The sequence below is a fragment of the Mesorhizobium sp. M0615 genome (assembly GCF_040320805.1).
In the GTDB taxonomy this organism is placed as follows: Bacteria; Pseudomonadota; Alphaproteobacteria; order Rhizobiales; family Rhizobiaceae; genus Mesorhizobium.
This window is the reverse complement of the sequence record NZ_JAMYQI010000003.1, coordinates 19,402-37,274: the sequence shown is the minus strand read 5'-3', so window position 1 is coordinate 37,274 and position 17,873 is coordinate 19,402. Positions and strand designations below refer to the sequence as shown.

The following is a 17,873-nucleotide window of genomic DNA, read 5'->3' as shown; positions in this document are numbered from 1 at the left end:
TAGCTCGCGCTGAAGGGCCTGTTTTTCCGGCCCTTTTGGCTACTCAGCGGCTTGTAATGCGCTTGGCTGCACCGGCAACTTGAATCGTTCAAGAAGGCGATTTCGTTCATCCGCCGCCTTTTCGGCGCTGGCCTGCCTCACATGGCCGTAGCCGCGAATGAGCGCCGGCACCGAGGCAAGGGCGATGGCGGCCTCGATCCTGCCTGGCGCAAGGGCCTTGGCGACAAGCTCCAGATCGGCCTCATAGCGGGCCAGAAGCTGCCGCTCGATGCGCCGCTCAGTGCTGTAGCCGAACACGTCGAAGGCCGTGCCGCGCAGGCCTTTCAGCGCCGCCAGCAGGCGAAATCCCTTCATCATCCACGGGCCGAAGCTCGATTTCCTCGGCTTGCCGTCATTGCCGCGCCTGCCCATGATCGGTGGCGCCAGATGAAATTCGAGTTTGTCGTAGCTCTGGAACTGTTTTGAGAGCTCCATAGCGAAGGAGCCGTCGGTGTAGAGCCGCGCCACCTCATATTCGTCCTTGATCGCCATCAGCTTGAACAGGTTTCTGGCGGCGGCCTCGGTCACCGCGGTCGAGCCAGGCACGGCCTTGGCCTCGGCAGCACGCAAAACCGCCAGCTTCTCGGCATAGCGCCTGCCATAGGCGGCATTCTGATAGGCAGAGAGGAAAGCGACGCGGCGGGCGATGATATCGTCCAGCGTCTCGGCGATCTCAGTGGCCTTGCCCGGCTGCGCGATGAGGCCGCGCACAAAGTCCGGCTGATGCGCGGCGCGCCGGCCCCAGCGGAACGCGGCGATGTTCATCGCCACCGCCTCGCCGTTCAATTCGATTGCTGTTTCAACGGCTTGCGCCGACAGCGGCAGCCCGCCATGCTGGAAAGCGAAGCCGAGCATGAACATGTTGGCGCCGAGCGAATTGCCGAACAATTGGGTGGCGGTGCGCGTGGCGTCGAAGAAATGCGTCTTGTCTTCGCCTGCAGCAGCACGGATCGCCTTCTTCAGGCGCTCGATCGGCAGCGAGAAATCGGCCGAACGGGCGAATTCGCCGGGCATGATCTCGGCGGTGTTGGCGAGGAAGATGGTATGGCCTTCGCGCACCGCGCCAAGCACCTTCTTGGCGCCGGACACGACAAGGTCGCAGCCGAGTACCAGGTCGGCCTTGCCGGCCGAAACGCGGATCGCGTGGATGTCGTCCGGCGTGCGGGCGATGCGGACATGGGTGAACACCGAACCGCCCTTCTGGGCGAGGCCGGCCATGTCAATCATGCCGCAGCCCTTGTCCTCGAGATGGGCGGCCATACCGAGCACAGCACCTATGGTGACGACGCCGGTGCCGCCGACGCCGTCGATGATCGCCGCCCAACCCTCGCTACCGAGCGGGAATTCGGCTGGCACCGGCACGCCGTCAAGCGGGTCGGAGCGCCCGGCAATGCCTTCGGCCTTCCTGATCTTGGCGCCGTGCACGGTGACGAAGGACGGGCAGAAGCCGTTGACGCAGGAGAAGTCCTTGTTGCAGCTCGACTGGTCTATTCTGCGCTTGCGGCCGAACTCGGTTTCGACCGGCTGGATCGAGACGCAGTTCGATTGCACCCCGCAATCGCCGCAGCCCTCGCAGACCAGTTCGTTGATGAAGACCCGCTTGTCGGGATCCGGGAAGGTGCCGCGCTTGCGGCGGCGGCGCTTTTCGGCGGCGCAGGTCTGGTCATAGAGCAGCACCGAGACGCCCTTGACGTCGCGCAACTCGCGCTGGACGAGGTCGAGGTCGTCGCGGTGGTGGATGGTGGCGCCGGAGGGGAATTCGGCCTTTCCTGCATATTTGTCCGGCTCGTCGGTGACGATGGCGATGCGCTCGACGCCTTCGGCGCGCACCTGCCTGGCGATCATGTCGACAGTCAGGCCGCCTTCATGCGGCTGGCCGCCGGTCATGGCGACGGCGTCGTTGTAGAGGATCTTGTAGGTGATGTTGGCATCGGTCGACAGCGCGAAGCGGATCGCCAGCGTGCCGGAGTGATTGTAGGTCCCGTCGCCGAGATTCTGGAAAATGTGGCCGCGCTTGGAGAATGGCGCCTGGCCGACCCATTGTGCGCCCTCGCCCCCCATGGCGGTGAAGCCGACCGTGTTGCGGTCCATCCACAGCGCCATGAAATGGCAGCCGATACCGGCGGCGGCGATCGAGCCGTCGGGCACCTTGGTCGAGGAATTGTGCGGGCAGCCGGAGCAGAAGAACGGCGTGCGCGAACCGATATCGCTGGTGTCGGCAAGCATCGCCTGGAACTGGCGCAGCTTCGCCACCTTGGCAGTGATCTCTTCCGAAGGGCCGATTGTGCGCAGGATGCGCTCGCCCAGCGCAATGGCGATCTCGTTGGGGTCGAGCGCGCCCTTGGCCGGGAACAGCCAGTCGCCGCGCTCGTCCTTCTTGCCGACGATCGCCGGCTGGGTGGCGGTGCCGTAGAGGTTTTCGCGCAGCTGCACCTCGATCAGCGAGCGCTTCTCCTCGACGACGACGATGGTGTCGAGGCCGCGGGCGAATTCGGCGATATGCTGCAGGTCGAGCGGCCATGGGCAGCCGACCTTGAACAGGCGGATGCCGATGCGGCCGGCGGCGGCCTCGTCGATGCCGATGTCTTCCAGCGCCTGGCGGACATCGAGATAGCTCTTGCCGAGCGTGATGATACCGAGCTTCGGCGCCCGGCCGCCCGAATAGACGATGCGGTTCAGGCGGTTGGCATGGATGAAGGCGGACGCAGCGGCGCGCTTGTATTCATGCAGCCGCTCCTCCTGGCCGAGCATGTCGATCTCGTTGCGGATGTTGAGGCCGCCGGGCGGCATATCGAACTCCGGCACGACGATGTTCAGGCGCTCGAGCGCGGCATCGACGGAGGCCGTGGATTCGATGTTGTCCTTGACGCATTTGATAGCCGCCCAGGTGCCGGCGAAGCGCGACATGGCAAAGCCGTAGAGGCCGTAGTCGATGATCTCCTGAACGCCGGCCGGGTTGAGGATCGGCACCATGGTGTCGACGAACAGGAATTCGGTGGCGTGCGCATTGGTCGATGATTCGGCCATATGGTCGTCGCCCATCAGCGCAAGCACGCCGCCATACTTCGACGTTCCCGCGAGGTTGGCGTGGCGGAAAACGTCGCCGGAGCGGTCGACGCCCGGTCCCTTGCCGTACCAGACCGAAAACACCCCGTCATGCTTGCCTTCGCCCATTAATTCCGTCTGCTGAGAGCCCCAGCAGGCGGTGGCGGCAAGCTCCTCGTTGAGGCCGGGCTGGAAGACGATGTCGGCCTGCGCCAGCTGCTTTTTCGCCCGCCACAGCTGCATATCGAGGCCGCCAAGCGGCGAGCCGCGATAACCGGACACGAAGCCGGCCGTGTTGAGGCCGGCCCGGCGGTCGCGCTCGCGTTGCATCAAAAGCATGCGGATGACCGCCTGTGCGCCGGACAGGAAGATGCGCTCCTTACCAAGATCGAACTTGTCGTCGAGCGCGACGTCGTGCAGCGTCATCAGGCATTTCCTCTGCGGAGACAGCACCGGGGGCGCGCAGCCAACGTAGGAGTGAGATGGCGCAGTCTTTCTCCGCTTGCAAGGCAGGTCAAACGAAATCGAAAGTGCCAGGCAAAGCGCAACGAACGATCCGCTGCCGTCGCGGATCCGGCACGAAATCGGTCCGCGGCGGTTGTCCGGCGACCGAAAATTTCCACGCAGTCGCGCCGGGCAAAAACGCATCAGCCTTTCGAGCAATCCGGCTTCGGCTCACCCGGCAGCTTGCCGTCGGGATGGCCGGCAAGATCGGGATTGGCCGTATAGAGCTGGTCGACCACCAGCGGCCGGTCGGGAAGGATCGACTGGTCCTCGCTCGACATCAGCGTGGTGTCGATCTTCTGCAGGAACGTGCCGTCAGGACCCCTGATGCTGATGGAGATCGCATAGGGTTTGTCCTTGACGATGCAGGTGAGCGCCGGGCTCTCCAGGCTGACCTTGTCGAGCTTCGGCCAGACCTTCTGCTCGACTACCAGGGGAGGGCCGCCGGCCGGATTCTGGAAACTGGCGACCGCAACCTGGCCTTCGCCCATCGGCTGCAGGGGCCGCAGCGTCACGACATAGGTCGCCCGGGCGAGACGGTAGTTGAAGACGACGACCTTGCCGGAAACCTCGAACAGCTTGCCGTCGCCGCCGGTGTCGCGGCAGGCGCCAAGCGCAACGGCTGCAATGAGCGCAGCACCGACAAGGATCGAACGAAAAACAACCCTAGGCATTGTTGACCTCATGGGGCGCCGTGCGGCGGCGGCGATAGTGACGGCTTGCTTTCTGGCGGTTGCCGCACACAGCCATATCGCACCAAAGGCGGCTGGAATTGCGGCTCCTGTCGACGAACAGCCAGCTGCAATTGGGACAGATCCTGAGCCTGGCGACCGTGTCGTCGCGCAGCAGCGACAAGGCCGAAACCGCCAGCGCCGCCTCGAACGCGATCGGCGTCGATGGGTCGCCGAACGGTCTGCCCGGTGCGCCGATTTCGGCCAGGCTCCGGTCGAGGCCGTTGGCGCAGGCCTTGAGAAAAGCGGCGAGGTCGCCGGCGGCAAGCGCACCTTTCGACACCGCGCCGCGAAACAGGCAGTCGGTCGTCTCGCGGATCGCCAGCACCACCGGGGCGATCCTGTCCGGCGAGGTCGCCTCCAGCGGTCTGCCGCCAAGCTCGGCACCGCGAAAGCCGCTTGCGGCATCGGCGAAGCGCGCGATCTCGGCCGGATCGTCAAAACGGTCGAAGGTCTTTTCCGGATCGTTGCGCAACACCACGGTGTTGGCCGTATCGAGCGCAAGAATGCCGCCGGTGAAGCGATGTGGGGTCCAAGATACTGTCATATCGGAAATCTAACCCATAAAACGCATTTGACAAGTTAGATTCTACGATGCAAACCTTGGCGCGGGCTCCGGCGCCCGGAAAGCTGTCTATGCTCTATTTCTTCCAGCAGGTGCTGAACGGGCTGCATTCCGGCGCGCTCTATGCGCTGCTTGCCTTCGGCTACGCGCTGACCAACGGCATCCTGCACCGGACCAATCTCGCCTATGGCGCGCTGTTCGCCTTTTGCGGCCAGACGATGATCCTGACCGTGGCCTTCGGCTATCAGGTATTGTGGCTGACCTTGCTGGCGGCAGTGGTGCTCGGCGTCGTCACGGCTTTCCTTTATGCCGCGCTGATCGGCCACGTGCTGTCGCGCAGCGTCTTCGAACCGCTGGCCGACCGCACGCCCAATGCCATTGTGGTGACGACGCTCGGCATCCTGCTGGTGCTGTCGGAAGCAAGCCGTATCGCCGCCGACACGCATGATTGGTGGCTGCCGCCGATGCTGGCGCAACCCATTGTCTTCGCTCAGGATGCCGGCTTCCAGGCGACGCTGACGCTGATCCAGCTCATCGATTGCGCGGTGGTTCTGGCGGCAATCATGCTCGCTGCATGGGCGTTTGCCCGCTCAGGCTTCGGTCGCCGTTGGCGCGCCGTCTCCGACGATCCCAAAGCGGCTGCCATGTGCGGCGTGGACGTGCGCGCAGTGTTCCGGCATGCGGTGCTGTTCGGCGGTTTCTGCGCCGCGCTGGCCGGAATCATGGCCGCCCTTTACTACGGCAATGTCAGCTTCGGCTCAGGCCTCGTCTACGGGCTGAAAATCCTGTTCGTGACGGCGGTGGGCGGCTATCTCTCGCCGCCTCGGGCCGCGCTCGGTGCGGCCGCCTTCGGCATGGCCGAATCGCTATGGGCCGGCTATTTCCCGATCGAATGGCGCGATGGCTGGATGTATCTGTTCCTGGTCGCGGCACTTGTGCTGATCGGTCCTGGCCGCGACCAGCAGAAGATCGCCTGATCGCCGCATCCGCTGTCAGACTTTGGTTGCATGACGCAGCAGCCGGTCGGCACTTATCCCCTGCCTCCCGTCACGACGGCGTTGATCGCGCCCATGCCATGTTGACCCGCCGAACCACGCACGGCATACCGTTGGGCCACAGCGGCGCGACGGAAAATAGGGGAGCCGGCGCGCCTTCGACCTCAGGGAGGAAATGCATGGCAGGGCTGCTCGCTCTATCCAGAACGATCGACCGTATGAACGAGTTCATCGGCCGGTGGATATCGTGGCTGATCCTGCTGGCAATCCTGGTCAGCGCCGCCAATGCCATCATCCGCAAGGTCTTCGACGTCTCGTCGAATGCCTGGCTGGAACTGCAGTGGTACCTGTTCGGCGCCGCCTTCATGCTGGCCGCCGCCTACACGCTGAAACAGAACGACCATATCCGCATCGACATCGTCTACGGCATGTGGTCGCGCCGCGTGCAGCACTGGATCGACCTGCTCGGCCATGTCTTCTTCCTGATGCCGTTTGTGACGCTGATGGTGATCTATTTTGTACCCTACGTGTCGCTGTCGTTCCGCAGCGGCGAAATGTCGAACAATTCCGGCGGCCTGATCATCTGGCCGGCCAAGGCGATCCTGCTCGTCGGCTTCTTTCTGCTGGCGCTGCAGGGCATCTCCGAGATCATCAAGAAGATCGCCATCATGCGCGGCGACATGGACGATCCCAATCCGTTCATCTCGGTGCACGAACAGGCCGAGCTCGAGGCGAAAGCCCTTGCCGAAGAAGCCAAGGCGCTCGCCCAGGAGGCGCGCCCATGATCGAGTTCATCGCCCAGAACATGGCGCCGATCATGTTCGCCTCGCTGATCATCTTCCTGCTGATCGGCTACCCCGTCGCTTTCTCGCTCGCCGCCAACGGCCTGATGTTCTTCTTCATCGGCGTCGTGCTGTCGCCCTATTCGGGCGGCTCGATCAACCTGGCGTGGCCGCTGCTGCATGCGCTGCCCGACAATTTCTACGGCAGCCGGGTGATGTCGAACGACACGCTCTTGGCAATCCCGTTCTTCACCTTCATGGGCATCGTGCTGGAACGATCGGGCATGGCCGAGGACCTGCTCGACACGATCGGCCAGCTGTTCGGCCCGGTTCGCGGCGGCCTTGCCTATGCAGTGATCTTCGTCGGTGCGCTGCTTGCCGCGACCACGGGCGTGGTCGCGGCTTCGGTCATCGCCATGGGCCTGATCTCGCTGCCGATCATGCTGCGCTACGGCTATGACCGACGACTGGCGTCGGGCGTCATCGCGGCATCCGGCACACTCGCCCAGATCATCCCGCCGTCGCTGGTGCTGATCGTTCTGGCCGACCAGCTCGGCCGTTCGGTCGGCGACATGTATGCCGGCGCGCTGATCCCCGGCCTGGTGCTGACCGGCCTTTACACGCTCTACATCCTGATCATGTCGATCGTCCGGCCGAACTCGATGCCGGCGTTGCCGCTGGCGGCCCGCACGCTTGGCCACGGCGTGCTGTCGCTGCTCGCGGCACTGCTGGTGGCAGTCGCGGCTTCCTATGCGGCCTATCGCTACCTTGCGCCGGCGCATGGCGACAATGCCGATATCCTTGGCGCCAGCATCGGGGTGATCCTGATCTATATCGTGGCGATCGCCGACAAGGGCCTGAACATCAACATGATGTCCAGGTTGGCGCAGCAGGTGATCATCGTTTTGATCCCGCCTCTGGCGCTGATCTTCCTGGTGCTGGGCACCATCTTCCTCGGCATCGCCACCCCGACAGAGGGCGGCGCCATGGGCGCGGTTGGCGCCCTGGCGATGGCGGCAATGAAGGGGCGGTTGTCGCTGGATGTCATCAAACAGGCGCTCGCGTCGACCACCAGGCTTTCCTCCTTCGTGCTGTTCATCCTGATCGGCGCGCGGGTGTTCTCGCTGACCTTCTACGGCGTCAACGGCCACGTCTGGGTCGAGCATTTGTTGACGTCGCTGCCGGGCGGCGAAGTCGGCTTCCTGATCGGCGTCAACATCCTGGTCTTCGTGCTCGCCTTCTTCCTCGACTTCTTCGAGCTCGCCTTCATCATCGTACCGCTCTTGGCGCCGGCTGCCGACAAGCTCGGCATCGACCTGATCTGGTTCGGCGTGCTGCTCGGCGTCAACATGCAGACAAGCTTCATGCACCCGCCTTTCGGCTTTGCGCTGTTCTACCTGCGCTCTGTCGCCGCGCGCGTGCCCTATCTCGATCGCCTCACCGGCAAGCAGATCGCGCCGGTGACCACCGGCCAGATCTATTGGGGCGCCGTGCCCTTCGTCTGCATCCAGGTGATCATGATCGGGCTGACCATCGCCTTCCCGCAAATGGTCATGCGCTACAAGGGTGCGGCCGTCGATCCGGGAACGATCGAGATCAACTTGCCTGATATGCCAAGCCTTGCGCCTCTCGGCACACCACCACCAGCCAACGGTGGCCCATCACCCGCGGCGCCACCGTCGAACGATCTCTCGCAGCCGCCGAATTTCGGCGAGACGCCGCCCGCCAAGCCGGCGGCGCCGGCGACCGACCTGTCGCAGCCGCCGAACTTCAACTGATGTGTGAACACTGAGAACCTGAGTGAGGATGTCATGAGAGCCGTGCGCCTGGAAGCCGTGGGCAGCATTGCGCTACGGGAGGTCGACAAGCCTGTTGCGGGACCGCAGGACGTTCTGGTGCGCGTCGAAGCCTGCGGCGTTTGCGGCACCGACCGTCACCTCCTCCACGGCGAATTCCCTTCGAGCCCGCCGGTGACGCTTGGTCACGAATTCTGCGGCATCGTCGAGGCTGTCGGCGATGCGGTTTCCGGCATCGCCATCGGTGACCGTGTTACCGGCGATCCCAACATCTTCTGCGGACGCTGCAGTCATTGTCGGGCCGGCCGGGTCAATTTGTGCAGCAATCTCAGGGCCATCGGCATCCATCGCGACGGCGGCTTCGCCGACTACGTCGTGATGCCGCAGAGCCAGGCCTTTCTTCTGCCTGCGAACCTCAAGCCAACGCATGGCGCCTTCTGCGAGCCGCTGGCCTGCTGCCTGCACGCTGTCGACCTCGCCGGAATCAGACCCGGCGCTGCCGTGGTGGTGCTTGGTGGCGGCGTCATCGGCCTGCTTACCGTGCAATTGGCGAGGCTCGCAGGAGCGGCGACCATCATCCTGTCGACGCGGCAGGCCTCCCGCCGTGCGCTCGCCGAAGAGCTCGGTGCAACGGCGACGGTCGACCCAAACGCGGTCGACCCGATCGAGGCGATCGCCGGCCCAACCGGCCTTGTGCCCGGCGGGGCCGACGTGGTGCTCGAATGCGCCGGTGTCCCCGATACCGTCGAACAATCGGTGAGGCTGGCGAAGTCCGGCGGCACGGTGGTGATCGTCGGCGTGATGCCGCAAGGCGTGAAAGTGCCCTTCGAACCGTTCGACATCCTGTTTCGCGAGCTGAAGGTTCTCGGCTCGTTCATCAATCCCTTCACCCACAGGCGGGCAGCGGACCTTGTCGCGTCCGGCGCAATCGAGATCGACAAGCTCATCTCAAGGCAGGTCGGCCTGGAGGAAGCCGCCTCGGTGATCGCCAACCCGGCCGCCCCCGGCGAGGTCAAGGTGTTGGTGGTGCCGGGCAGGGAATGAAGGGCAGCCTCAATCCTGCGACGTTGGCGATTGGCGAAACGACGATGACCGCGTCCCTCTCCCCGTCACTATACGGGGAGAGGATGCCGGCAGGCAGGTGAGGTGCAGCGTCAACGCTTGGAAAGATAAGCTATAATTTCGGGCTCAAGGCGCCTACCAGGCCCAAGGCGATCGCCGAAGTTTGCGCCGCCCCTCATCCCCCTGCCGGGACCTTCTCCCCGTATAGTGACGGGGAGAAGGGGCTAATGTTCCTACAGCTTGCCGTTGCGCTGCTGGACCATCATGAAGGTATCGTAATTGTACTCGGCCACCTGGGCCCACAGATAGTGCTCCTTGCGGAAGCCCTTGATCGAGTCCCAGATCTTCTTGAACGGCGCGTTGGTGGCTTCCATTTCGGTGTAGACCTCATTGGCCTTCTCGAAACAGGCGGCCATGATGTCCTGGCTGAACGGGCGCAATTTCGCGCCGCCGGCCACCAGCCGCTTCACCGCTGCAGGATTGAGATAGTCGTATTTCTGCAGCATGTTGGCGTCTGCCGCGTGCGCGGCCGTGTGCACCAGCGACTTGTAGGCCGGCGAAAGCTCTTCGTACTTCGCCTTGTTGAACAGGAGATGGACGGTCGGACCGCCTTCCCACCAGCCGGGATAGTAGTAGTAGGGCGCGACCTTGTAGAAGCCGAGCTTCTCGTCATCATAGGGGCCGACCCATTCGGCGGCGTCGATGGTGCCCTTTTCCAGCGCCGGATAGATGTCGCCACCGGCGATCTGCTGCGGCACGACACCGAGCTTCGAGACCACTTTGCCGGCAAAGCCGCCTATGCGCATCTTGAGGCCGGAGAGGTCGGCGACGGTGTTGATCTCCTTGCGGAACCAGCCGCCCATCTGCACGCCGGTGTTGCCGCCCGGCAGGCCGAACAGGCCTTGCGTGGCAAGAAACTCGTTGAACAGGTCGATTCCGCCGCCATGATAGTGCCAGGCATTCATGCCGCGCGCGTTGAGCGAGAACGGCACTGCCGCACCCAGCGCCCATGTCGGGTCCTTGCCCCAGTAATAGTATGACACCGTGTGGCAGGCCTCGACGGTGCCGGCCGTGGTGGCGTCGGCCGCCTGCAGGCCGGGCACGAGTTCGCCGGAGGCGAAGACCTGGACCTGGAAATTGCCGTCCGTCGCCTCAGACAGCATCTTGGAGAAGACTTCCGCGCCGCCATAGATCGTATCGAGTGACTTGGGGAAGGATGACGCCAACCGCCACGTCACTTTCGGATTGGACTGGGCGATTGCCGGTGCGGCTAGCGTCGCGGCAGCCGCCGCAGCGCCCACGCCGGTGACCCCGGCCTTGCGGATGAATGAACGACGATCCATGCAGAACCTCCCTTTTGGACCAACAAACCGACATCAGGGACATCTCCTCGCGCCCGGTATCGATTTGCCGAAACAATACACGGGCAAGGGGTCGAGTCCAGCATGGCAGCGGGATTTGACGGCGGCGCTGGCGACAAATCCGCGGGCCGGCCAGCCAGCCTGCAACTATAGTCTAACGTTCGCCGCGTGGCCCATGCGAGATGGCGAAACTTGCCATGGAAAAGCGCCTTCGGATCGCCTATTTTGCAGGCACAATAGATTATTCGCTTCGCTCCAAATGGAATCCGGACCCAAAATGCACCAGCCGCTCGTCGCCATATCGACCGACGTCCGTCAGTTCGACAACTACACCTGGCATGCCGTCCCGCAGCAATATATCGAGGCAGCACTTTCCGGCGCCGGCGTGTTCCCGCTTTTGGTGCCGTCCTTCGGCGACCGGCTCGATTTCGACGAGCTGTTGTCTTCAGTCGACGGTGTCATGGTCACCGGCTCCAAGTCCAACGTGCATCCATCACTCTATGGCGGCGACGCCAGCGAAGCCAACGGCCCCTATGACCCGGCGCGCGATTCCACCACGCTGCCGCTGATCCGCAAGGCGATCGAGCGCGGCGTGCCGCTGCTTGCCATCTGCCGCGGCATCCAGGAGTTGAACGTGGCGCTGGGCGGCACGCTTGGCACCGAGATCCAGGAGCGCGAAGGTTCGCTGGACCATCGCGCGCCCGTGAGCGACAACCAGGACGAACGTTTCGCCATTCACCAGACCATTTCGATCAAGCCGGGCGGCTGCCTGGCCGGTGTATTCGGCGCCAGCGACATCAAGGTCAACTCGCTGCACCGCCAAGGCATCGACCGGCTCGGCTCGAAGCTGCAGGTCGAGGCGGTTGCCGGCGACGGCACGGTGGAGGCGGTTTCGGTGAAGGACGCCCGCGCCTTCGCCGTCGGCGTGCAATGGCACCCCGAATACTGGGTCAAGTCGGACGGCAACTCGGCCAAGATCTTCCGCGCCTTCGGCGATGCGGTGCGGCTGCATGCGGCGGCGAAGGCCGGTGCACGGGCGGCGGCGGAATAAATCCCGACGATCAATTGCCGGCGGATTGATCCCGTTCGCCGGTTGTCGCCAGCGACAGCAGCGGCGTGGCCGGAGCGTAGGATTCGTAGCCGTCGCCATCCGCAACCGAGAAGGTGACGATCGGGTCGGTGCCGTCGGCGCTGAACGCGATCGTGCCGTCCTCGCCCTCTCGCCAGAATTTTGCCCGCTCGATGCCGGGCAGCAGCCCGCGGCAATTCGGCGCCACGGTCAACAGCGACAGGCCATCGTCAATCGCGGCGCCGCGGCTAACCGCGCAGTCGCCTTCGTCGCCATTGGCGACCAGCCTGAAGGTGGTTGCCGGCCTTGCTTCATTGGCCGAACTTTCACTGCTGCCGCCGTGAAACAGCTGAAAGCCGGCGAAAAGTGCCGCTGCCGCAATCGATGCCGGAAGTTTCGTCATCTTGCACTCCGCGCCCCCCGGCGCAGATGCAGAATGATTCCAAAGCGTTAAGTCAACGTTAACGAGTGTGGCAGAGAGCCGCTCAGCTTCGTGGCTTGACTTGCGCCGTCTCAGGCACCGGGGTCAGTGGCCGGCGCTCGCTGAACCAGGATACCAGATTGTCGACGCACAGATCCGCCATGGCGCGGCGCGTATGGTGCGAGGCCGAGCCGACATGGGGCAAAAGCGAGGTTGGCGCCTCCAGCAAAGCCTTGGGCACATTCGGTTCATCGGCGAAAACATCGAGCCCGGCCGCGGCGATGGTGCCGTTGGCAAGCGCTGCGGCGAGGTCTGCCTCGTCGACCGTGCTGCCACGGCCGATGTTGACGAAAACGCCGTTGGCGCCAAGCGCCGCCAGGATTTCGGCATTGACCGCCTTCTCCGTGGAAGCGCCGCCCGGCACTACGGAAATCAGCGTATCGACCGCTTCGGCAAGGCCCTTCAGCGTCGGGTGGTATTCATAAGCCAGACCTTCGACCTTGCGCCTGTTGTGGTAGGCCACCGGCAGCCCGAACGCTTCCAGCCGGCGCGCAATGGCAAGGCCGATGCGGCCCATGCCGTAAATGCCGACATGCCGACCGCGCAAGGTCAGCCGGCTCAGGGGATAGTTGCCCTTCTTCACCCAACTGCCGTCGCGCAGCCATTTCTCGGCCTTGTAAAGTTCACGCACGGTGTTGAGCAAAAGGCCGATCGTAGTGTCGGCGACCTCCTCGGTCAAAACATCGGGGGTGTTGGTGACCATGATGTTTTTCTTGGCCGCATGGCCGGCATCGACCGAATCATAGCCGACGCCGAAGGAGGCGATGAGTTCGAGGTTGGGCAATGCATCCATCAATGCCGCATTGACGCCGGCGAAGGACGCAATGGCGCGCACGTCATGGCGCATCTCGTCGGTGACCAGGGCGGGATCGGCGCGCTCTATCTTGACCCGCTTGAAGGTGCGGTCGATGCGCTCGACCGCATGGTCGTTGAAATGTCCTGGCACCAGAACGGCGACGGTCTGCAACGCATCAGTCTTGGTCATGCACGCTCCACCGGCTTGCCGGTCGACTGGCGCACATGCAGTTCCGGCTTGATCAGTTCCTGTGACGGCCGTACCGCCTGTCCGTTCAGCTTGTCGAGCAGCGCGCTGGCGGCACGGCGGCCGACCTCTCGCTGGCCATTCCAGACTGTGGTGAGCGCCGGTGTCGCGATTGCCGCCTCCTCGAGATCGTCATAGCCGGTCACCGAGATGTCGGCGCCCGGCACCAGGCCGGCGCGGGCAATGCCGTTCATCAGGCCGATGGCGACCAGATCATTCCAGCAGCAAGCGGCGGTTGGCTTGTCTTTAAGCGCCAGAAACTGTCCAGCCGCCTCGAATCCGCCCTGCTTGGTGCGCGGCCCGGCGATGCGCCAGGACGGCCTGACCTCAAGCCCGGCGGCCTCCATGGCGTTGAGATAGCCCTGGTAGCGGTCGCGCCCGGTCGAGGTCTGGTCGGTGCCGCCGATCATGGCGATGCGCTTGTGCCCGAGCGAGATCAGATGATTGGTGGCAAGTGCCGTGCCATAGGCATCGTCGCCGCGAAACACCGGCACGTCGGCGCCTTCCACGCTGCGTGCGATCAGCACCGCCGGCAGGCCGTTTTCCTCGGCCATGACGATGTCAGAGGCCGGCGTGCCGATGGCCGGGGACATGATGACGCCGTCGGCGCCGAGTTGCAGCAGCGTATCGATGAAGGTGCGTTGCTTTTCCAGCTGGTCGTAGTGATTGGACAGGATGAAGGTCTGCCGGCTGCGGTCGAGTTCGCTCTCGATCGAGCGCAGGATCTCGGCGAAGAACGGGTTCATGATGTCATGCACGACGACGCCGACAATGCCCGAGCGCGAGGTGCGCAGTGAGGCGGCGCGGCGATTGTAGATATAACCGATGGCCCGCGCGTGCTCCTTGATGCGGTCACGCGTGGCGCCTGCGACCAGCGGGCTGTCGCGCAAGGCGAGGGAGACGGTGGCCGTGGAGACGCCAAGCGCATCCGCGATCGTCGAAAGCTTGATCTTTTGTGCCAGCCCTTGGCTCCCCGAGTTCTTTAAATTTTTTAAATGCGGCGTTATGCCATCGGATTCGGAGCAAATCAAAGTTTTTTCGCCAGAGCCTCCGCCTCGACATCGACGGTCGTGCGATTGCGCAGCCGCAAACGGTGCTCGCGATGGATGATGTAAAGGCCGCTGGCGACGATGATGGCTGCACCCACCAGCGTCCAGCGGTCGGGGAACTGGTGGAAGATGATCCAGCCGGACAGGATCATCCAGACCATCTGCGAATAGGGGTACGGCGCCAGCGCCGTGGTGGTCGCCAGGCGGTAGGCCTGCACCAGCAGCCAGTGGCCGCCGGCGCCGAACACGCCCAGCATCACCAGTATGAACCAGTGCCAGCCATCCTGCGGCAGCCCATGCGAGAACGGCAGCATCGGCAGAAGCAGCACGGCCGGCGCCAGCGCCGAAAACAGGATCAGGCTTTCCGAGGTTTCGCTGGCTGACATCCGCCGCGTCATGATGACGTAAAAACTGTTCGACAGCATCGAGCCGAGCGCGAAAAGATGGCCGATGCCGAACACGCCGATGCCCGGCCTTGTAATGACGAGCACGCCGACAAAGCCCGACAGGATTGCCAGCCAGCGCCGCCAGCCGGCCCATTCACCAAGCAGCGGTCCGGCAAGGGCGGTGATCACCATCGGCCCGAAGAAGTAGATCGAGGTGGTCTCGGCCAGTTGAAGCGTTTTGAGCGCCATGACGTTGCACATCGTCGAGCCGAACAGCAGACCGCCGCGCAGGATGTGGGCCGGCAAATTGTTGGCGCGGAAGCGCGACGGCTCGCGCCAGCCGCGCAGGAAGACGCCGACAAGCAGGACATGGACGGTGAAGCGGGCCCAGGCGACGATCAGCGCCGAGACGCCGGCCAGCACCAGATATTTGCTCGATGTGTCGAGAAAGGTGAAAAAGACATAGGTGGACAGCATGAACAGCATCGCCGCGGGCGGCGTTGCGCTTTCGTCTGATCTTGCGGGAACGTTCAAATGTCAGGCCGGGCAGGGAGGATCAACGCTTAACCTTTGCGGCAATCTCCAGCGCCCGGCAAGCCAAAAGCGACTGGCACAACAGGCGTCTGAGACAGGTTCAGCGCAGGCCGATCCGATGCCAGCTAAGGCGCTTTGCGTTCCACTGCGACGTTCTGACATCCCGGTGCTTTGCCGTCGGATGCCACTTGCGCCTGGAGATGAAGCCACAACGCCTCGGCGACGGGTCCATGCGGTCGGTCGCGCCCCGGCGCACCGCCGCCAAGATCTCCGTCCGGCCGGGCAGATGTGCACCAGCGATCGAGATCAGCCTCCTATCCCGCAGTTCGTCCTCGATCAGCCATGCCGGCAGATGGCCCCAGGCCAGTCCGTGAAGGATCAGTTCCTTCTTCATCAGATGATCCGGCGCCGAGCACTGATGCGCACCGTCGATGAGGAAATAGCTCTCCGGCGATGGCCGCCGCGCCGTGTCGCGGATCACGCACTGGGTGAAGGGCCGCATCTGCTCCGGCGCAATCTCGCGGCCAGGCGCGAACGGAAGGAACCCAGGCGCCACCACCGGCACGAGGGGCACCGCGCAGAGATCGATCCGCTCGAGATGCGGATCGGAAGGATCCGCGCGATGGAAGATGAGGTCAGCCTCGCCTTCCATCAACCGTTCGAGCGGACCGCCGACCGCCTCGTACTCCAGGTGCAGGCGTGTCCCGGTGCGTTCGGCAAAGAAGCCGCTGAGCATAGGCAGGATTTGCGGTCGCGGGCAGAGATCACCCACGACCACACGCAGGACCGTCTCCTCGCCACTCGCCAACTGGCCCGCATAGGTTCGCAGATGGTCGAGCTCGCGCAATGTCAGCTGCGCTCGCGCGTGAAACTCGCGGCCCGCCTCCGTCAGCCCCACCCGATATCCGCTGCGGTCGAGAAGTGTGAGCCCGAGCAACTGCTCGAGGCGTGCGACAGCGGCGAAGACGGATGGATGCGATCGGTTCAAGGCAAGGGCGGCCGCCTGGAAGCTGCCCTCGCTTGCCACGGCGTCAAAGCACCGTAGGTCGTGGAGTTTCAGACCATTCATTATCGCCAAAACCTACTGAGATTATCCAATCATAGTAATTTTCCTGGATAATTACGAGGCCTAGGGTGGCTCATTCAAAGGGCGGCGGGAGCATCGAACTCCTTTCGCCAGGGTGAGATGAGGACCAGATGACTGACACGCTTTATTTTACGACGGGCGACGGCTGCCGGATCGCCTATCAGCTGGCGGGGGCCGGCCCTGTGCTTGTGCTCTCGAATTCCATTGCGACGAACCTGCATATGTGGGACCGGCAGCTTGCGGAATTTGCCGGATCTTTCCGGGTGCTGCGCTATGATCTGCGCGGCCACGGCAGTTCCGATGCTCCGGCCGGAGCCTATTCGCTCGATCGGCTGGGCCGCGACGTCCTTGAGTTGCTGGATGCGCTTCAGATCGCCCGCGTGCATTTCTGCGGGCTGTCGCTGGGCGGCTTCATAGGGCAGTGGCTGGGTATCCATGCCCCGGACCGCATCGAGCGTCTCATCCTTTCCAACACCTCGCCGCATCTCGGGCCGGCTTCTTACTTTGATGAGCAGATCAGGACTGTCCTTGCAGCGAGCAACATGTCGGCCACCGCGGACATGTTCATGCACAACTGGTTTCCCGCCTCGATGCTTGCCGGCCCAAACGAAACCGTCGACGCGTTCCGCGCGATGGTCCTGGCGACGCCGGCCCAAGGTCTCGCGGGATGCTTCGCCGCCGTACGCGATTGCGATCTGCGCCGGACTGTATCCCTCATTACCGCGCCCACCCTGGTGATCGGTGGAGAAGACGACAAGGTAACGCTGGCAAGCCACAGCGAGGCGATCGCAGCCAGCATCCCCGGCGCCACGCTTACACTGCTTCCGGGCGTCCATATGCTGAACGTCGAGCGGCCGACTGAATTCATGAGCGCCGTTACACGCTTCCTGCTGAATTAGGCGTGCATGCGGGCGCCCTTGGTGATCTTGTCGACGAGTTTCTTGTCGGCACGCAGCGCGATGCCGACGATCTTGGCATCCTCAGGCCCGAACTCGGCGAAGACCGCGCGGTTGGCCGCATCGAAGCCGGTGGCAAACATCTCCTCGACATAGGCTGACCCCGTCACGCCCCGCTCCAGCGCCTTCCGGTGGATGGAGTTGAGCGTCGGCCCATCGGCCGAAAGCACGATGACCGGCTGGATCGACAGAGGATTATAAAGGTTGCCGGCGCGGTCGCGGTAGGGTTCGCCGATAATGGCGGGGAATTGCGCGACGATGCCGCTGGTCAGGAAGGCGGCGACGTTGAGCTTTTGCCAGACGGCGAGATCGTCCCGCAGCACGATTGCAAATTTCGTATCGAACACCAAAATGAGGACTCCGGAGCACGCCCATGAAGGGCAGGGATA

General features: G+C 63.8%; 16 protein-coding genes. 6 read left to right on the top strand and 10 right to left on the bottom strand.

The annotated features are described in order from the left end of the window. Positions 1-39: 39 nt before the first annotated feature. From NKI46_RS05295 to NKI46_RS05285, 3 genes are all read right to left on the bottom strand, one after another. The gene (locus NKI46_RS05295) at positions 40-3,510 is read right to left on the bottom strand and encodes an indolepyruvate ferredoxin oxidoreductase family protein (RefSeq protein WP_352630252.1); all 3,471 of its coding nucleotides are present in this window, start codon (positions 3,508-3,510) and stop codon (positions 40-42) included. 221 nt (positions 3,511-3,731) lie between these two features. Then, complete coding sequence (locus NKI46_RS05290) at positions 3,732-4,262, bottom strand: hypothetical protein (RefSeq protein WP_023729725.1); 531 nt, start codon at positions 4,260-4,262, stop codon at positions 3,732-3,734. Continuing rightward, entirely contained in the window at positions 4,255-4,866 is a 612-nt protein-coding gene (locus NKI46_RS05285) for a CGNR zinc finger domain-containing protein (RefSeq protein WP_023683519.1), read from the bottom strand. Before NKI46_RS05285 ends, NKI46_RS05290 begins: the two co-directional genes overlap by 8 nt. Before the next feature lie 89 nt (positions 4,867-4,955). Between NKI46_RS05285 and NKI46_RS05280 the strand changes: the two genes are divergently transcribed. From NKI46_RS05280 to NKI46_RS05265, 4 genes are all read left to right on the top strand, one after another. After that, complete coding sequence (locus tag NKI46_RS05280; protein WP_352745191.1) at positions 4,956-5,861, top strand: branched-chain amino acid ABC transporter permease; 906 nt, start codon at positions 4,956-4,958, stop codon at positions 5,859-5,861. A gap of 197 nt (positions 5,862-6,058) precedes the next feature. Then, positions 6,059-6,664, top strand: a complete 606-nt coding sequence (locus NKI46_RS05275) for a TRAP transporter small permease subunit (RefSeq protein WP_023683517.1) — start codon at positions 6,059-6,061, stop codon at positions 6,662-6,664. After that, a complete protein-coding gene (locus tag NKI46_RS05270) occupies positions 6,661-8,439 on the top strand; it encodes a TRAP transporter large permease (RefSeq protein ID WP_023819682.1) in 1,779 nt (592 codons plus the stop codon). Before NKI46_RS05275 ends, NKI46_RS05270 begins: the two co-directional genes overlap by 4 nt. 33 nt (positions 8,440-8,472) lie before the next feature. Next, positions 8,473-9,501, top strand: a complete 1,029-nt coding sequence (locus tag NKI46_RS05265; RefSeq protein WP_352745187.1) for a zinc-dependent alcohol dehydrogenase family protein — start codon at positions 8,473-8,475, stop codon at positions 9,499-9,501. Between the two features lie 251 nt (positions 9,502-9,752). Here NKI46_RS05265 and NKI46_RS05260 read toward each other — a convergent pair whose 3' ends face one another. Beyond that, positions 9,753-10,862 carry a TRAP transporter substrate-binding protein gene (locus NKI46_RS05260; protein ID WP_023725935.1) on the bottom strand — a complete coding sequence of 370 codons (1,110 nt, stop codon included), beginning with the start codon at positions 10,860-10,862 and terminating at the stop codon, positions 9,753-9,755. 295 nt (positions 10,863-11,157) lie between these two features. Between NKI46_RS05260 and NKI46_RS05255 the strand changes: the two genes are divergently transcribed. After that, positions 11,158-11,931, top strand: a complete 774-nt coding sequence (locus NKI46_RS05255; protein WP_023739654.1) for a gamma-glutamyl-gamma-aminobutyrate hydrolase family protein — start codon at positions 11,158-11,160, stop codon at positions 11,929-11,931. Between the two features lie 10 nt (positions 11,932-11,941). Here NKI46_RS05255 and NKI46_RS05250 read toward each other — a convergent pair whose 3' ends face one another. The 5 genes from NKI46_RS05250 to NKI46_RS05230 form a co-directional block, all read right to left on the bottom strand. After that, the gene (locus tag NKI46_RS05250; protein ID WP_023671353.1) at positions 11,942-12,352 is read right to left on the bottom strand and encodes a hypothetical protein; all 411 of its coding nucleotides are present in this window, start codon (positions 12,350-12,352) and stop codon (positions 11,942-11,944) included. Positions 12,353-12,434: 82 nt separating this feature from the next. Further along, the gene (locus NKI46_RS05245; RefSeq protein WP_023826664.1) at positions 12,435-13,415 is read right to left on the bottom strand and encodes a 2-hydroxyacid dehydrogenase; all 981 of its coding nucleotides are present in this window, start codon (positions 13,413-13,415) and stop codon (positions 12,435-12,437) included. Then, positions 13,412-14,434: a LacI family DNA-binding transcriptional regulator gene (locus tag NKI46_RS05240; protein WP_023671355.1), complete on the bottom strand. Its 1,023-nt coding sequence runs from the start codon at positions 14,432-14,434 to the stop codon at positions 13,412-13,414. The genes NKI46_RS05245 and NKI46_RS05240 overlap by 4 nt, the downstream gene beginning before the upstream one ends. 65 nt (positions 14,435-14,499) lie before the next feature. Beyond that, positions 14,500-15,384: a DMT family transporter gene (locus NKI46_RS05235; protein WP_352447225.1), complete on the bottom strand. Its 885-nt coding sequence runs from the start codon at positions 15,382-15,384 to the stop codon at positions 14,500-14,502. Between the two features lie 157 nt (positions 15,385-15,541). Beyond that, positions 15,542-16,468: a LysR family transcriptional regulator gene (locus tag NKI46_RS05230; protein ID WP_352745181.1), complete on the bottom strand. Its 927-nt coding sequence runs from the start codon at positions 16,466-16,468 to the stop codon at positions 15,542-15,544. A gap of 170 nt (positions 16,469-16,638) precedes the next feature. On the opposite strand from NKI46_RS05230, the gene NKI46_RS05225 reads away from it, so the two are divergent. Next, complete coding sequence (locus tag NKI46_RS05225) at positions 16,639-17,427, top strand: alpha/beta fold hydrolase (protein WP_352745178.1); 789 nt, start codon at positions 16,639-16,641, stop codon at positions 17,425-17,427. Here NKI46_RS05225 and NKI46_RS05220 read toward each other — a convergent pair. Then, on the bottom strand, positions 17,424-17,831 hold the full coding sequence (locus tag NKI46_RS05220) for a DUF2000 family protein (protein WP_023683511.1): 408 nt from the start codon (positions 17,829-17,831) through the stop codon (positions 17,424-17,426). The genes NKI46_RS05225 and NKI46_RS05220 overlap by 4 nt on opposite strands. Positions 17,832-17,873: the final 42 nt, after the last annotated feature.

Bases quoted from the DNA above. Each gene is read 5' to 3' on its own strand.
- NKI46_RS05225 (WP_352745178.1), top strand. From the start codon at position 16,639: ATGACTGACACGCTTTATTTTACGACGGGCGACGGCTGCCGGATCGCC.
- NKI46_RS05290 (WP_023729725.1), bottom strand. From the start codon at position 4,262: ATGCCTAGGGTTGTTTTTCGTTCGATCCTTGTCGGTGCTGCGCTCATT.
- NKI46_RS05270 (WP_023819682.1), top strand. From the start codon at position 6,661: ATGATCGAGTTCATCGCCCAGAACATGGCGCCGATCATGTTCGCCTCG.
- NKI46_RS05260 (WP_023725935.1), bottom strand. From the start codon at position 10,862: ATGGATCGTCGTTCATTCATCCGCAAGGCCGGGGTCACCGGCGTGGGC.
- NKI46_RS05250 (WP_023671353.1), bottom strand. From the start codon at position 12,352: ATGACGAAACTTCCGGCATCGATTGCGGCAGCGGCACTTTTCGCCGGC.
- NKI46_RS05255 (WP_023739654.1), top strand. From the start codon at position 11,158: ATGCACCAGCCGCTCGTCGCCATATCGACCGACGTCCGTCAGTTCGAC.
- NKI46_RS05245 (WP_023826664.1), bottom strand. From the start codon at position 13,415: ATGACCAAGACTGATGCGTTGCAGACCGTCGCCGTTCTGGTGCCAGGA.
- NKI46_RS05275 (WP_023683517.1), top strand. From the start codon at position 6,059: ATGGCAGGGCTGCTCGCTCTATCCAGAACGATCGACCGTATGAACGAG.
- NKI46_RS05235 (WP_352447225.1), bottom strand. From the start codon at position 15,384: ATGCTGTCCACCTATGTCTTTTTCACCTTTCTCGACACATCGAGCAAA.
- NKI46_RS05265 (WP_352745187.1), top strand. From the start codon at position 8,473: ATGAGAGCCGTGCGCCTGGAAGCCGTGGGCAGCATTGCGCTACGGGAG.
- NKI46_RS05280 (WP_352745191.1), top strand. From the start codon at position 4,956: ATGCTCTATTTCTTCCAGCAGGTGCTGAACGGGCTGCATTCCGGCGCG.
- NKI46_RS05285 (WP_023683519.1), bottom strand. From the start codon at position 4,866: ATGACAGTATCTTGGACCCCACATCGCTTCACCGGCGGCATTCTTGCG.
- NKI46_RS05295 (WP_352630252.1), bottom strand. From the start codon at position 3,510: ATGACGCTGCACGACGTCGCGCTCGACGACAAGTTCGATCTTGGTAAG.